Here is a 13,554-nt window from a genome sequence, read left to right as displayed (position 1 = left end):
ATCGTTTAATATAAAACGTAATCATTACGATTTAAAGGAGAGATCATTTCATGAAAAAAGTACCTATCACTGTATTAAGTGGTTTTTTAGGATCTGGAAAAACTACCTTACTACATCACATTTTGACTAATAAGAATAACTTAAAAGTAGCTGTTATCGTTAATGATATGAGCGAAGTAAACATTGATGCATCTCTTATAAAAAAGGGTGGTTTTTCACGTACGGAGGAAAAACTAGTAGAAATTCAAAATGGCTGTATTTGTTGTACACTACGAGAAGATTTAATGATAGAAGTGAATCGTCTTGTGGAAAATGGTGATATTGACTATATTATTATTGAATCTTCTGGTATAAGTGAGCCTATTCCAGTTGCTCAAACGTTTACTTATACAGACGAAGTTCTTACCATTGATTTAACGAAAAATTGTCGCCTCGATACGATGGTTACAGTTGTAGATGCAAATAGATTTTGGGATGATTTTGCAGATGGAGAAAGTTTATTAGACCGAAAACAAGCAATCGATGAGAATGATACCCGAGAAGTTATTGATTTATTAATAGATCAAATTGAGTTTGCAAACGTAATTATTCTTAATAAGATAGATTTGCTAGAAAAAGAAGATGTGATAGAGCTTCATCATTTACTAAAAAAATTAAATCCTAATGCAAAAGTTCTTGAATCTTCGTTTAGCAAAGTACCATTACAAGAAATTTTAAACACAAATCTATTTAATTATGAAGAAGCTAGTCAATCGGCCGGCTGGATACAAGAATTAAACAGTGATCATCATACACCGGAAACAGAAGAATATGGTATCACTTCTTTTGTTTACCGCCGCAAATATCCTTTCCATCCCGAGCGCCTTATGAATTGGCTAGAAAAATGGCCTTTAGATGTTGTAAGAGCGAAAGGATTCTTCTGGTTGGCATCTCGTAATAATATGATAGGGCTTCTATCTCAAGCAGGCTCCTCTATTACAATTCAAGGAGCCGGTGAATGGATAGCGGCATTACCTGAAACTGAAAAAAATCAAATGATTACAGAAGAACCAGAAGTATTGAAAAACTGGGATAAACAATATGGAGATCGAATAACCGAACTCGTATTTATCGGAATTGATATGAACTGTTCTTTAATTGAACAATCATTAGATGATTGTTTATTAACAGAAAAAGAAATGCAACAAAACTGGAATACATTTATTGATCCTATCCCGGCTTTTACTTATACTTCATAACAATTAATAAAAGGCTTCAGTAGAATGAAGCCTTTTTACTTTATAGCACTCTTATTTAATAGGTTTGCTTTAATTATGAATACAATTGTACCTAAAACAATTAATATAGCATATACGATACCAACTACATTACCTATTTTTTCTAAGCCAAGCGGTAATATTATAGTAGCAACTCCAACTATATAAGAAAATGCTCCTGAAAGCTTCGCTAATTTATTTTTATCTCCAACAAACGTTTCTTCTTGATATCCTGCTAACAAAAACAACCTCTTTTTCACATGTATTTGATACCCTAAAAAAATGATAAGTAACCCAACAAATAAACAAACTAAAAACCCAGCTAACATATACTCCCCCTCCTCTACAATATTTTACTATACATAAAAAACAAATTAGAAATTTCAGTTTATTAACACGTCATTCTGTGATATATTGCATATTGTATTCAATTTGTATTTTTAGAAAGGAGAATTTTAGATCATATGGATTCAAATCGATTAAAAGGAATTATAATGGTCATAATCGGTGCTTGTTTATGGGGCTTGTCTGGTACAGCTGCACAACAACTTTTTCAATATGACAATGTTTCAACCGAATGGTTAGTTACGATCCGTTTACTTATATCTGGAATTATTTTGCTCATTATTTCCTCATTCGGAACGAGAAAAAAAGAGATATTTAGCATTTGGAAACAAAAATCTGATGCTATTAAAATGATTTTGTTTGGTCTATTCGGTATGCTTGCTGTACAGTATACGTATTTCGCTTCAATTAAAGAAGGAAATGCTGCCGTGGCAACATTATTACAATATTTAGCTCCTATATTCATCACTGTATACTTACTTTTCAAATGGAACGTTCGTCCATCAAAAATTGATTTCATTTCAATTACCCTTTCATTAGTAGGCACTTTTCTCTTACTAACAAACGGGTCTGTTCATAACTTGGCTGTTTCTACACCAGCTATTATTTGGGGGATTTTATCTGGATTATCTCTCGCTTTTTATAGTTTATATTCAAAGGAATTGTTAGAAAAATGGTCTTCCTCCGTTATCGTTGGATGGGGCATGATTATTGGGGGTATTGGTGTAACGATTGTACACTTTATTTCTACAAACGAATTCATTTTATTATCAACTATGAAATATGTAAAACTAAGTACCCTACCGCTCATCACATTTGTCGTCATTTTCGGGACACTTATTGCCTTTTATTTATACTTAGACAGCATACGATACCTGACTCCGAAAGAAACAACATTATTTGGTTGCACAGAACCACTCGCAGCTATTATTTCTTCTGTACTTATATTGCAAGTGCCATTTCAATCTTTTCAGTTATTAGGCGCTTTTTGTGTCATTGTAATGGTGCTCATCTTAAGCCAAAAGCCGGATGAAGGGAAACAAAAATTAAAGCTTGTTCATGCAAAAAAGGAAAATATACAATGAAAGGATTGAATTCACTATGCCTGTCCCTCAAAATTATAAAAAACCAGGAAGAGTTTCAGCAAAATCACTCGTTTTAAATCAACTACAAAATTGGATTATTGAAGGTGTACTGAAGCCCAATGAAAAAATTAATGATGGGGAATTGGCTGAGGCACTAGGAGTAAGCAGAACACCTGTAAGAGAAGCACTTCAAATATTAGAGCTTTCTGGATTAGTGGAAATGGTACCAGGGCAAAAAACGAAAATTGCTCCTATTAAGTTAGACGACGTATCTATCATTTATGAAACGATGGCTGGTCTTCACTCTATTATAGGAAAGCAAGCTCTTCAAAACATTACAGACGCTGATATTCAACTACTTTCTGAAATAAATGAGCATTTTCAGCAATCTATAGAGAAAAAAAACGCAAAACAAGCTTTAGAATTAGATATACAATTCCACAATACAATTTCTTCTATTGCTAAAAACCAATATATTGAACCCTTTCTAGAAAATATGCAACTTCACGTTTTACGTCTTGAATATTTGTTTTTCCAAAACTTTGTTCCAGCAAGTCAATCTATTGAAGAACATCACTCTATCATTCAAGCATTACAGAAGCAGGACGAAAAACAAATAGAACAAATAATGACCCAAAACTGGCTCCGTCCCATGAAAGAAATACAAAAAATAATTTCTACGAAATAAAAAGAGAGCTGGTTACACAAAATCGTAACCAGCTCTCCTTTTACTAATCTATATAGCTACGCCTGAATATTTGCATAATCTTCCATATCTTCGTACTCTTTTTCCAATTCCTCTAAAGACAGCTCGTATAATTGTCGGTCGCGAATCTTAAACACACCTGCTCCAATTAACTCATCAATTAAATGCCTCTTACGATTTTCAACAGCAAAACGGAGTTGACTACTCATCTTTTAAAAAACTCCTTTCTACAATCATTGAAAATGATAATCTCTATCAATTACCACTTTTGATTATAAAAGATGACTCTTTATAAGTAAAGTAATTTCATGAAATATTTACCTTGCAAAGTACTTGTGGCCACATTATATATATGTATGCCGTGCGAAAAATGTTATGACACTTTTTCTTATCCTTTTTCTTTCATACTTTGCAAGTTGTGTCATCATGATTAAATTCACCATCTATTTCTACTTGAATGGTGACATGTTCTACATGAAATTTCTCCTTTAATACATACGTAGCCTCTTTTAATACACTTTGCGTTTCATTCCCTTTAATAATAAGATGACATGTTAATACTTGAAAATCTGATGTGACAGACCATATGTGCAAATCATGAACTTCTTTGACAATCGGAATATTTAATAACGTACTTTTTACCTCTTCAACATTTATGTGCTGTGGTGCACCTTCCATTAATATATGAACCGTATCACGTGTTACACGCCATCCACTAATAATGACTAAAATAGACACAAGAATACTAGCAATCGCATCTGCAGCAGTCCATCCGAAAAATTTAATAAGTAACGCAGCAATAATCGCTCCGACGGAACCCAATAGATCGCCTAGTACGTGCAGGAAAGCACTTCTTAAATTCAAATTACCTTTCACATCTCCGCCTCTCATTAATATCCAAGCTGATAAAATATTAATAAGCAGACCAAGGACTGCAATAATGAGCATCCCATTACTAGCAATCTCAACTGGTTCTTTAAAACGACGGATTGCTTCAATAAAAATATATACCGAAATGACAATAAGAACGACACCGTTACATAATGCTGCTAACATTTCGACTCGCTTATACCCGTATGTTTTCGCAGTTGTTGCTGTTTTTTCTCCGAGCTTAAACGCAAGTAAACTTAAAGCTAAAGATACTGCATCACTTAGCATATGCCCCGCGTCAGATAGTAGTGCTAAGCTATTTGTTACAAATCCACCAACAACTTCTGCAATCATAAAACTTGTTGTTAGTAGGAAGGCAATTAGTAACGCCTTTTTATTGTTAGAATGACCGTGATCATGTGAATGTCCCATACGAATACTCCTTTAAGTACAATATCTGTATGTTAGTATGAAACAAACTCCCCGTGTTTATCCCGAATTGACTGATTGTAAACGCCCGCTTCCTCTGTATACACACTTCGCTATTTTTTAAACAATCCCTTTTTCTCAAATAAAACAAGACTACTTCTTTTTTATTTTCATATTGTTTACTAATGAAAGAATTTTTAAGGAGGTTACTTAAATGAAACGTTTATTTCTCTGTATGGAACGTGAACTTGTTGTAGTGAAAGAACACAATGATAACTATGAAACGACTTATCACTTACAAAATATGCAACCTACCTGTATCGCTGTTGATCCATTTCAAAAGAATCGTGTATATTGCGGAACATTTGGACGAGGTCTCTGGTTAAGTGACGATAGTGGGGATTCTTGGCGACCAATTGGGGATTCCTATCGTTACTTTGATTTCCCTAAAGAAGATGGTATTTTGCACTCCTCTATCACTTCCATAACAATAAGCTCAAATGAACAAGTTAACGGATATGGTGTCGTTTATGTCGGCACAGAACCGAGCGCTTTATTTCGCTCTGAAAATGGTGGTGAAACGTGGACTGAACTTAAAAATATGAAATCATTATTATCTTCTTATACGTGGGCATTTCCGCCTAGACCTTTTACCCATCACGTACGCTGGATTACAGTTGACCCAAATAACCCTAATACAATACACGTTTCAATCGAAGCTGGTGCTGTTATTCAAAGTAACGATAAAGGGCATACATGGATTGATAAAAAGTTCGGTGCTCCTATCGATGCTCATCAATTACTTATGCACCCTGAAGCACCAAATCGCCTTTATGCATCATGTGGTGACGGATTTATGGGCGGACCTGATCGTGCTTATCTTGAGAGTTATAACAATGGAAACAGTTGGATCTCATGTAGTGCAGGACTTGAACATCATTATTTATACAGCATGGCTATCGATCCAGCTGATTGTGATACGATTCTCGTTTCTGCTGCGCCAAGTGCTGATCTCGCTCATCATCGTATCCCTTATGAATCTTATATTTATCGAAAAACGAAAGATACTCCGTTCCAGCAAGTACAACAAGGATTACCATCTGCAATCGGTACAGTCATTTCGATGTTTGCGACAAACGAAGCCGAACCACATACGTTCTACACGTTAAATAACAATGGCGTCTTTCAATCCAATGATAGCGGCGAATCGTGGGAACAACTAAATATTTCGTGGAAAGATGAATATAAAACGCAGCATCCGCATGCATTGCTCGTTACTAGTTCTTAACAAAAAAAAGACTGCCTAAATGATTTTAGGCAGTCTCTCTTTTATTTCTTTAAATCAATGACAATATCATCTAACACAATATCTTTACTCTCCGCTTCTTTTTTCGGCACTTCTATTTTCTTCTCTTTCCCATTCACATACTCTACTCCACCATGATTTTCAGGTGTATGTACTCGCAAGTGCACGCGAGGTGTAACGATAAGCTTTGTTGCATTTTCGTTTAGTTTTTGGAAGGTGGCACTCCAACTACTTTTATGTGGCTCTGCTACTGTACTACTTCCGCCATTTCCTTCACCAGCATAATGATTTCCTAAATCATCTTTTATTTCTAACTCAACATCCGCACTATCCCATATACTTCTTAATACCTTAGATTCTTCCTGATTGAAAAAAACGATAAATGACATCGGGGTTACTTCCATTTTGTCTATATTTACTTTTATTAATTCATTTTCAGAAACCCCATTAACTTTTACTTCCTTACTATCCATTGCTTTTAAACTAAGTGCGAAATTCCAGTTTCCCTTTATTACATTACCTTCATAATCCAACTCAATTGCCTCTATATCCCACCAAACATTTGCGACATCTAACCTTTCACTACCATGACCACTCATCGTAGTCATACCTACATATTTTCCCTCTCCAACTTTTGTAACGTTCGAACTACCTCCTCCGCCATCAAAGCCCATAACTTGCGGACTTCCAAATGGGAACGGTTTCTCTCCTAAATCTTTTTCGCTCTCAATAGAATATGTAATTGTAATTGTTCTACCATCGAATACAGCATCATTAATTGTAACCTTAACCCCATTACTCTCTTTTGTCATATTCAACTCAGTCGAAAATTCCTTATAATTTTCATATAACCCCGTTCTACCATTATCTAAAAATCGGAATATGTCACCTACAATTGGCAATCCTCCAGCATATGTAGGAAAACCGATACCAAGAGTTGCAACCGATAACCCTACTAAAATTGATGCAGCAGCGACACCTTTTTTCCAACTTTTCATCTTTTTCTTCGTACGTATCGATTGTTTTACATTTCGTTTTACTTTTTCCTTTTCAATTTCAGAAGCCTCAATTTCTTCTAGTTCTTTTTCATCTATATCAATATCATTTAATAGTTCATAAATGTCTTTCATATTGCACTACCTCCAAAACTAATATTCGTAGCATTTTGTTGTAGTTTCTTTTTCCCCCGGTACACTCGATTATCAATTGCTGCCCGAGTTAATCCTAACTTGTCACCTATTTCCTCTGTCTTCATACCAAGTAAATATTTCATAATGAACACCTTTTGATCTAGCGGTTCTAATTGATTAATGAGCTTCAATAATTCTTCCCTATCTTCCATAACGATTAATTCGTCTTCTGCTGATTTTTCTGTACTGATATGAAACTCATCTGAAATGATTTCTACTGTTTTAGTCGATTTCCGGTAATAATCAATTGCTTTAAACTTCGCAATCGCTGCAATCCACTTTTTAAAATCACTCGGCTCTCCATGAAATTTATTTGCGTTATTCCAAATGGAAAGAAATATATCGTTTATACATTCCTCTATGAGTCCATCATTTTGAATGGGAAGTAGAACTTTATGCGTGATCCCCTTTATGAGTGGTAAGTATGTATCGACAACGAATTCTAACGCGTCTTCTTTTTGCCGCTGTAATCTTTTTATAAAATTTTTCTCATTTGATTTCATGTAGCGATTCCCCTTATTGTTTTGTAAAAGCTTTTACACCCTATATAACGTCTGAGAAAATTTTTTCTCTCATCTTTTTTATTTTTTGTATGTAATGCAATACTTTCCCTTAGCCATTTTCTCACATAACTATGCATTCAAAGAAAACTTTCTCAAGTCTGTAATTTAATTCATGTAGTACACTATTTATATAGTCACTCTTTAATTTAGTGTACATTTTATTTCATTAATCTATTTTAAAAATTAGGAGATGAGATGTGTATGTGTGGAATTACAGGTTGGGTAGATTGGAAGGAAGACCTTTCAAATCAACATGTTATTTTAAAAAAGATGGCAAATAGTATTCAGCATCGTGGTCCGGATGCTGAAGGATTTTGGTTTTCACCTCATGCGGCCTTTGCACACCGGCGTTTAATTGTAATTGATCCAGAAGGCGGGACACAGCCTAAGACATTTCGTGCTGGTGATTATACGTATGCTCTTACTTATAATGGAGAAATTTATAATTTCCGTGAACTGAGAGAGCAGCTTCAAAAATGTGGGCATGCATTTGAAACCCATTCAGATACAGAAGTATTACTACATGCTTATTTAGAATGGAAAGAAGACTGCGTACGACATTTAAACGGAATTTTCGCTTTTGCCTTATGGGATGATCAGAAGCAACAATTGTTTTTAGCACGCGATCATTTAGGTGTAAAACCACTCTTTTTTACAGAAAGAAATGGCAGTATTATTTTCGGCTCTGAAATTAAAGCATTATTAGCGCATCCATCTGTCCCTGCTGAAATTGATGCGAATGGAATAAATGAAATATTTGGATTAGGCATATTTCGCACTCCAGGATGTGGCGTCTTTAAACATATTCAAGAAGTACGTGCTGGACATTCTATAACATTTACACGTCATAAAAAAGTAGTTACTAAGTATTGGAATTTAGAAAGTAAGTTCCATACAGACTCTATAGAAGATACATCTTCGCATATTTTGTCTATTTTACAAGATACAGTAAAAAGACAATTAATTGCCGATGTTCCTCTCGTTTGTATGTTATCAGGCGGATTAGACTCTAGCGGTATTACTGCACTTGCGGGTAAAGAATTTGCTGCTGAAAATAAAACACTTCATACGTATTCTGTTGACTTTGTAAATAGCGCAAAAGATTTCGAACTGACATTTGCTCGCACTGGTTTAGACGCTCCTTGGGTAAAACGCGTTTCTGAACATGTCGGGACAGCGCATCATGATATTATTGTGAATGCTGAAGAATTAGCAAATCACTTATTCGTTCCCCTTCATGCAAAAGATTTACCGAGTGCTGGTGAAATGGAAACTTCACTATATTTACTATTTTGCGAAATGAAAAAAGATGCGACCGTAGCTTTATCCGGCGAATCGGCTGATGAAGTATTCGGTGGATATCCTTGGTTTCATCAAGAAGAACTACTATATGTAGATAAGTTTCCTTGGCTAACAAATTGGAAAAACACATCTCCTCTTCTACTAAATGAAGTAAGTAACCAATGTAATCTAGAAGACTATATTGATACACGATTCCAAGAAGCGATACTTGAAGTACCTACTCTTGAAGGCGAAAGTAAAAAATCCGCGAAACAACGTCAAATGTTTTATTTATTTTTAACAAGATTCCTTCCTTTCTTACTTGACCGTAAAGATCGTATGAGTATGGCTGTTGGATTTGAAGTTCGTGTACCGTTTTGCGATTATAGATTAGTTGAATATTTATGGAATGTTCCTTTCAACATAAAAAGTATTGATAATATTGAAAAAGGCATTTTACGTAGAGCACTACAACCAGCTTTACCTGACGATGTACGCAATAGAAGAAAAAGCGCTTATCCAACTTCACAAGATCCACACTACTTACAAACAATCCGTAATTTAACACTTGATATGTGTAACAATAAAAACAATCCTATTTTCTCACTTATTAACCATTCCATCTTACTTTCAATTGCTGATCAAAGTAATAAAGTGATTAACAATTTTGAAGCAAGAAGTGCCATGGAGTATATGCTACAAGTAAATGAATGGTTGAAAACATATCACATCCATATTGCTTAACAAAAAGGAGTTCAAGGATAAAAACCTTGAACTCCTTTTATATTAATTAGCACATTGTTTATTATCAGTATCAATAGACCATCCAATAATCGTGGCACAGTCTCTACCTTTCCACTGTAGTACATTTGTTAATACGGGCTCAATCTGCAAGCTATTTCCGTCGTGTAATATTTCTACTAAAGATTGATCATCATCAAACCTTCGTTTGTCACACTCTAAAATACCGTCCGTTGCCATTACAATGTGATTCATTCCTTTTTCTAATCCTCTTACACCTGACGTAAAGCAAGGTGTATTTGCTGCAAAAATATTTTTCCTGCCAATATATTCGTAATTTTTCCGTTTATTTAATCGTCCTTTTCCATTTTTCGTTTTCTCAGAATGGAATAAATACGCGAAACAATCACCAACTGATAACCAATATAAAAATTCGCCTTTTCGTAAACAAATTAAGCAAGCGAGTTCCTCATCATCTTGATCACACTTTTTAATAAATAACTCATCTGTAAATAACGCTAATAAGTACATATGTGTATGATGAAAAGCTAAATGTATTGGATAGGAAAATAACTCTTTTAATTTCTCTTTTCTTTCTGAAATCGCTTCTATTATATAATCAATATTTTTTGTTTTGTGGTGTGTATCAAAAATCATAACAAATTCAAATTGTAATTCAGGGTCCCACCAAGCAAGTACCGCATCTCCTCGTTCATATGCATCACTTTCTTGATTTCCCCCATATACGCCGACTGAAAGAGGACCACATTTTTCAACATGTATTTCATCTACATACATCTGTTCATGACTCATCCATTTGAATGTATTCACAACTATCATCCTCTCTCTTGCTAAATGTATACCTTTACACATAGATTACCTTATATTTCAATAAAAATAAACTTTTTCAACATTTTTTATCCAAATAAAAGGATTTTATTTCTAAAACAACGAATATATCTTACTATACGATATAAAAAAGGGGATTTATTATTATGAACAACATTAATCAACATTGGGAGAGCATTTATTATCACTTACGATACGAATACGAGGACAATCTTTCCCACCAAGCAATTCGTATTTTACAAATCGTTTCTCGTGAGAAAGATATAACAATTGGAAAAGTCGCTACTGAGCTTAGCCTTTCTCATAACACAGCATCTGAACATATAAAGCGCCTTATTCAAAAGGGTTTCATCGTTAAAGAGAGAAATAAAAAAGATGAAAGAGTGGTAAACCTTACATTAACAATTGAAGGAATTGAAGTATTAGAAAAACATACTTTACTAGATAAAGAAAAGATAAAAATATTAGAATCACAGTTATCAAAAGAAGAACTACAATTAATTGAAAAAGCATTTTCGTTATTAGCGAAGGAGGCAAAATATGCATTTCCTCGTTAAAGTAATCGTTTCGGCACTTATTATCGGCGTTATCACTGAAGTCGCCAAACATTATAGTACGATAGGTGGCTTTATTGCTGCTCTTCCTCTCGTAAGTTTACTTAGTCTATTTTGGATTTCATTTGAAGGCGGGAATAAACAAGAATTGAGTCAATTTGCTTTAGGGGTATTATATGGATTCCCCGCATCAGCACTACTATTATTTATTGTCTATATTGGTTTAAAAAATTCATTTACACTTAGTACATCTGTCCTACTCGGTATAGGTGTTTGGTGTATCGTTTTTGCTTTTCAAAAATTATTTCAAGCTTAGGGGGAATTAACATTCATAAATTTGTAGAAATAATGGGGCAAAATATAGAAGTACATATAAAAGGAGGTGGTAAACAAACTGTAGTCATTCAAACCGGAATGAGTTGCTCATTTTATGATTGGCTTCCTATTATAAAAAAGCTTTCACAGCACTTTACAGTCGTTTCATACCATCGCCCAGGTTACGGGAAAAGTGAGCTAGGAAATCAGCCACGTACAATAAGGCAAGTTACAAAAGAGCTACATATGTTACTAAACAAACTAGCTATTCAAGAGCCATTTATTCTAATCGGTCATTCCTATGGAGGATTATGTGCACAACATTTTGCGATGTTACATGAAGATAAGCTGCAAGCACTTATTTTAGTTGATTCTACTTCGATGAACTTACACCGTTTAGATGAACTTCATTTACCAATTTCTGATCAAACTGACTCGGATAATATGTGGCTTGAAAAATATAATACATACTCCAAAATGGATGTAGACATGCTTTCTAATAAACTAAAATCTATACTCGCTAACCAATCAAGACAGTACATTGAATTTTCTACCTCTCCTCTGTTATATAAAGCAACAGCTTCTGAACTATATGAGTGGAAAAATTGTGCTCGCTCAATAAAAGAGCTATATAAAACATTAGAAATACCATTAATCGTTATCGGTAGAGATCCTCATTATTCTATTACTCAGTTGACTGAGGGTGGCATGCCAAAAGAGGAAGCGACACAACTTGAATCAATGTGGCAAGAACTGATCCATGAACAATTACAACTCTCCATACATAGCCAATATATACTTGCCAAACATGCTGGTCACGGAATCGAAATTGATCGGCCTGATATTATTATTGAGGCTGTTCAATCTCTATAAATAAAAAAAGGAAGCAACTAAAGTTGCTTCCTTACTTATCTATTCATAATCTTCTTCATCATCGATTTCTTCGTAATACGCATTCCCATTACTTACATAAATAGGGCCATTCGCAACATCAATACGTAATACCCATGCCCATGGCACAGCTAAACGCTTATGTATTGCTCGCCAAAAGCTCATTGATTTTCTTTCGTACTCCTGGAACTCCTGAAGTAACTCTTTATAGGAGGAACCGTCTAACTGAATATTTGCTTCTAGCAAACGAGAATGGGCATAGTACTGCAGCTCTAGTTCAGCAGCAATTTCCATTTCTTCTTCTGTTGCCATACCAATAATTGTTCCATCTGCTGGTGCAATTTCATATACGTTGTGAACTTCAATAAGCCCTTCTTTCTCTTTCTCAAACATGTAAACAGCCTCCTTTAACATATATTTTTTATGTTACAAAGTCATACTTCTACAATAACTTCTCTCTTTCCTCTTTTTTTGATAAACTTTTACAAAATATTTAACCGATGACCTGTTTTCTCTATTCTTTCAGCAGAAATGAAACGATTTTTATCAAAATTTAATTTATACACATCAGGCATATGAAGTGTTTTCCAAAACTCCAAATCATATTTCGAATTAAAATAATTCATTAGTAATACCATAATATTCCCATGCGTACCTATTACAATATTCTTACCTTCATATTTTTTTAATATATTTTGTATACATATTACAGCGCGCTTTTGTGCTACAGTATTTGATTCTCCGCCTTCGTATGCAAAACTCCAATCTTTCCACACATTCTGCATAGCATCATTAAAATTTGATACTGGCTCTGTGCCCAATAATCTTTCACGCAAATCTTCTTCAGTTTGTATTGATAATTTATATGTATTCGCAATTCCTTGTACAGTTTGGATTGCTCTTTTGTAAGGACTAGAAATAACAACATCAATATGTTTATCTTTTAATAAATGCGTTACATTTTCTGCATCACAGTGCCCTTTTTCAGATAAAGGTCGTTCCCGTTCTTCTTTTGTATATGTAGAATGGGCATGGCGAACGAAATATATTGTTGTCATTTTTCAACCTCCTTTCTTATTTTCCATCTATATTCAATAATAAGATTGGAAAATCCTGTATTACAAAAGAGCACTTTTCATAAGTGCCCCTTTGTTTACATAATAAAATTATTTC

At 34.3% G+C, this 13,554-nt stretch carries 16 protein-coding genes; 8 read left to right on the top strand and 8 right to left on the bottom strand.

Going from position 1 to position 13,554, the window contains the following annotated elements:
• Positions 1-50: 50 nt before the first annotated feature.
• Positions 51-1,238: a GTP-binding protein gene (locus tag NST86_RS08750; protein ID WP_000757681.1), complete on the top strand. Its 1,188-nt coding sequence runs from the start codon at positions 51-53 to the stop codon at positions 1,236-1,238.
• Positions 1,239-1,273: 35 nt separating this feature from the next.
• Here NST86_RS08750 and NST86_RS08745 read toward each other — a convergent pair whose 3' ends face one another.
• Positions 1,274-1,585 (bottom strand): DUF3784 domain-containing protein, encoded by a 312-nt coding sequence (locus tag NST86_RS08745; protein WP_000879375.1) that lies wholly within the window; start codon positions 1,583-1,585, stop codon positions 1,274-1,276.
• Positions 1,586-1,720: 135 nt separating this feature from the next.
• On the opposite strand from NST86_RS08745, the gene NST86_RS08740 reads away from it, so the two are divergent.
• Entirely contained in the window at positions 1,721-2,686 is a 966-nt protein-coding gene (locus NST86_RS08740) for a DMT family transporter (protein ID WP_000378087.1), read from the top strand.
• Positions 2,687-2,702: 16 nt separating this feature from the next.
• Positions 2,703-3,374, top strand: coding sequence for a GntR family transcriptional regulator (locus NST86_RS08735; RefSeq protein WP_086423785.1), 672 nt, complete (start codon positions 2,703-2,705; stop codon positions 3,372-3,374).
• 56 nt (positions 3,375-3,430) lie between these two features.
• Here the strand turns inward: NST86_RS08735 and fbpA are convergent, their stop codons facing one another.
• Positions 3,431-3,601 carry a Fur-regulated basic protein FbpA gene (fbpA, locus tag NST86_RS08730; RefSeq protein WP_000098302.1) on the bottom strand — a complete coding sequence of 57 codons (171 nt, stop codon included), beginning with the start codon at positions 3,599-3,601 and terminating at the stop codon, positions 3,431-3,433.
• 193 nt (positions 3,602-3,794) lie between these two features.
• The gene (locus NST86_RS08725; protein WP_016117538.1) at positions 3,795-4,694 is read right to left on the bottom strand and encodes a cation diffusion facilitator family transporter; all 900 of its coding nucleotides are present in this window, start codon (positions 4,692-4,694) and stop codon (positions 3,795-3,797) included.
• 211 nt (positions 4,695-4,905) lie between these two features.
• Here NST86_RS08725 and NST86_RS08720 point away from each other — a divergent pair, with 211 nt between their 5' ends.
• On the top strand, positions 4,906-5,979 hold the full coding sequence (locus tag NST86_RS08720; protein ID WP_000825300.1) for a WD40/YVTN/BNR-like repeat-containing protein: 1,074 nt from the start codon (positions 4,906-4,908) through the stop codon (positions 5,977-5,979).
• A gap of 41 nt (positions 5,980-6,020) precedes the next feature.
• Here NST86_RS08720 and NST86_RS08715 read toward each other — a convergent pair whose 3' ends face one another.
• Both NST86_RS08715 and NST86_RS08710 read right to left on the bottom strand, forming a co-directional pair.
• Positions 6,021-7,127 carry a DUF4179 domain-containing protein gene (locus tag NST86_RS08715; RefSeq protein ID WP_016117537.1) on the bottom strand — a complete coding sequence of 369 codons (1,107 nt, stop codon included), beginning with the start codon at positions 7,125-7,127 and terminating at the stop codon, positions 6,021-6,023.
• A complete protein-coding gene (locus tag NST86_RS08710) occupies positions 7,124-7,690 on the bottom strand; it encodes a sigma-70 family RNA polymerase sigma factor (RefSeq protein WP_000840007.1) in 567 nt (188 codons plus the stop codon). Before NST86_RS08710 ends, NST86_RS08715 begins: the two co-directional genes overlap by 4 nt.
• A 261-nt stretch (positions 7,691-7,951) precedes the next feature.
• Here NST86_RS08710 and asnB point away from each other — a divergent pair, with 261 nt between their 5' ends.
• On the top strand, positions 7,952-9,775 hold the full coding sequence (gene asnB / locus NST86_RS08705; RefSeq protein WP_033693832.1) for an asparagine synthase (glutamine-hydrolyzing): 1,824 nt from the start codon (positions 7,952-7,954) through the stop codon (positions 9,773-9,775).
• Between the two features lie 42 nt (positions 9,776-9,817).
• On the opposite strand, the gene NST86_RS08700 is transcribed toward asnB, so the two are convergent.
• A complete protein-coding gene (locus tag NST86_RS08700; RefSeq protein ID WP_001999549.1) occupies positions 9,818-10,645 on the bottom strand; it encodes a protein phosphatase 2C domain-containing protein in 828 nt (275 codons plus the stop codon).
• Positions 10,646-10,767: 122 nt separating this feature from the next.
• Between NST86_RS08700 and NST86_RS08695 the strand changes: the two genes are divergently transcribed.
• From NST86_RS08695 to NST86_RS08685, 3 genes are read left to right on the top strand one after another with little or no spacing between them, the layout of a single operon-like run.
• Positions 10,768-11,178, top strand: coding sequence for a MarR family winged helix-turn-helix transcriptional regulator (locus NST86_RS08695; RefSeq protein WP_001059784.1), 411 nt, complete (start codon positions 10,768-10,770; stop codon positions 11,176-11,178).
• Positions 11,162-11,491: a DUF3147 family protein gene (locus NST86_RS08690; RefSeq protein ID WP_000545641.1), complete on the top strand. Its 330-nt coding sequence runs from the start codon at positions 11,162-11,164 to the stop codon at positions 11,489-11,491. The genes NST86_RS08695 and NST86_RS08690 overlap by 17 nt, the downstream gene beginning before the upstream one ends.
• Entirely contained in the window at positions 11,452-12,363 is a 912-nt protein-coding gene (locus tag NST86_RS08685; RefSeq protein ID WP_016117535.1) for an alpha/beta hydrolase, read from the top strand. Before NST86_RS08690 ends, NST86_RS08685 begins: the two co-directional genes overlap by 40 nt.
• A gap of 39 nt (positions 12,364-12,402) precedes the next feature.
• Here NST86_RS08685 and NST86_RS08680 read toward each other — a convergent pair whose 3' ends face one another.
• Together NST86_RS08680 and NST86_RS08675 are read right to left on the bottom strand one after the other, a co-directional pair.
• On the bottom strand, positions 12,403-12,774 hold the full coding sequence (locus NST86_RS08680) for a hypothetical protein (RefSeq protein ID WP_000461766.1): 372 nt from the start codon (positions 12,772-12,774) through the stop codon (positions 12,403-12,405).
• Between the two features lie 89 nt (positions 12,775-12,863).
• Positions 12,864-13,439 (bottom strand): histidine phosphatase family protein, encoded by a 576-nt coding sequence (locus NST86_RS08675; protein ID WP_016117534.1) that lies wholly within the window; start codon positions 13,437-13,439, stop codon positions 12,864-12,866.
• Positions 13,440-13,554: the final 115 nt, after the last annotated feature.

Origin of the sequence: Bacillus sp. FSL L8-0199 (assembly GCF_038005705.1) — a bacterium.
GTDB lineage: Bacteria > Bacillota > Bacilli > Bacillales > Bacillaceae_G > Bacillus_A > Bacillus_A cereus.
The sequence above is the reverse complement of the archived record's forward strand: the minus strand, read 5'-3'. Positions and strand labels throughout refer to the sequence as shown.

Excerpts from the sequence above, each read along its gene's own strand:
- NST86_RS08750 (WP_000757681.1), top strand. The coding sequence starts at position 51 with ATGAAAAAAGTACCTATCACTGTATTAAGTGGTTTTTTAGGATCTGGA.
- NST86_RS08695 (WP_001059784.1), top strand. The coding sequence starts at position 10,768 with ATGAACAACATTAATCAACATTGGGAGAGCATTTATTATCACTTACGA.
- asnB (WP_033693832.1), top strand. The coding sequence starts at position 7,952 with ATGTGTGGAATTACAGGTTGGGTAGATTGGAAGGAAGACCTTTCAAAT.
- NST86_RS08690 (WP_000545641.1), top strand. The coding sequence starts at position 11,162 with ATGCATTTCCTCGTTAAAGTAATCGTTTCGGCACTTATTATCGGCGTT.
- NST86_RS08725 (WP_016117538.1), bottom strand. The coding sequence starts at position 4,694 with ATGGGACATTCACATGATCACGGTCATTCTAACAATAAAAAGGCGTTA.
- NST86_RS08700 (WP_001999549.1), bottom strand. The coding sequence starts at position 10,645 with ATGTGTAAAGGTATACATTTAGCAAGAGAGAGGATGATAGTTGTGAAT.
- NST86_RS08720 (WP_000825300.1), top strand. The coding sequence starts at position 4,906 with ATGAAACGTTTATTTCTCTGTATGGAACGTGAACTTGTTGTAGTGAAA.
- fbpA (WP_000098302.1), bottom strand. The coding sequence starts at position 3,601 with ATGAGTAGTCAACTCCGTTTTGCTGTTGAAAATCGTAAGAGGCATTTA.
- NST86_RS08715 (WP_016117537.1), bottom strand. The coding sequence starts at position 7,127 with ATGAAAGACATTTATGAACTATTAAATGATATTGATATAGATGAAAAA.
- NST86_RS08740 (WP_000378087.1), top strand. The coding sequence starts at position 1,721 with ATGGATTCAAATCGATTAAAAGGAATTATAATGGTCATAATCGGTGCT.
- NST86_RS08735 (WP_086423785.1), top strand. The coding sequence starts at position 2,703 with ATGCCTGTCCCTCAAAATTATAAAAAACCAGGAAGAGTTTCAGCAAAA.
- NST86_RS08675 (WP_016117534.1), bottom strand. The coding sequence starts at position 13,439 with ATGACAACAATATATTTCGTTCGCCATGCCCATTCTACATATACAAAA.
- NST86_RS08745 (WP_000879375.1), bottom strand. The coding sequence starts at position 1,585 with ATGTTAGCTGGGTTTTTAGTTTGTTTATTTGTTGGGTTACTTATCATT.
- NST86_RS08710 (WP_000840007.1), bottom strand. The coding sequence starts at position 7,690 with ATGAAATCAAATGAGAAAAATTTTATAAAAAGATTACAGCGGCAAAAA.
- NST86_RS08680 (WP_000461766.1), bottom strand. The coding sequence starts at position 12,774 with ATGTTTGAGAAAGAGAAAGAAGGGCTTATTGAAGTTCACAACGTATAT.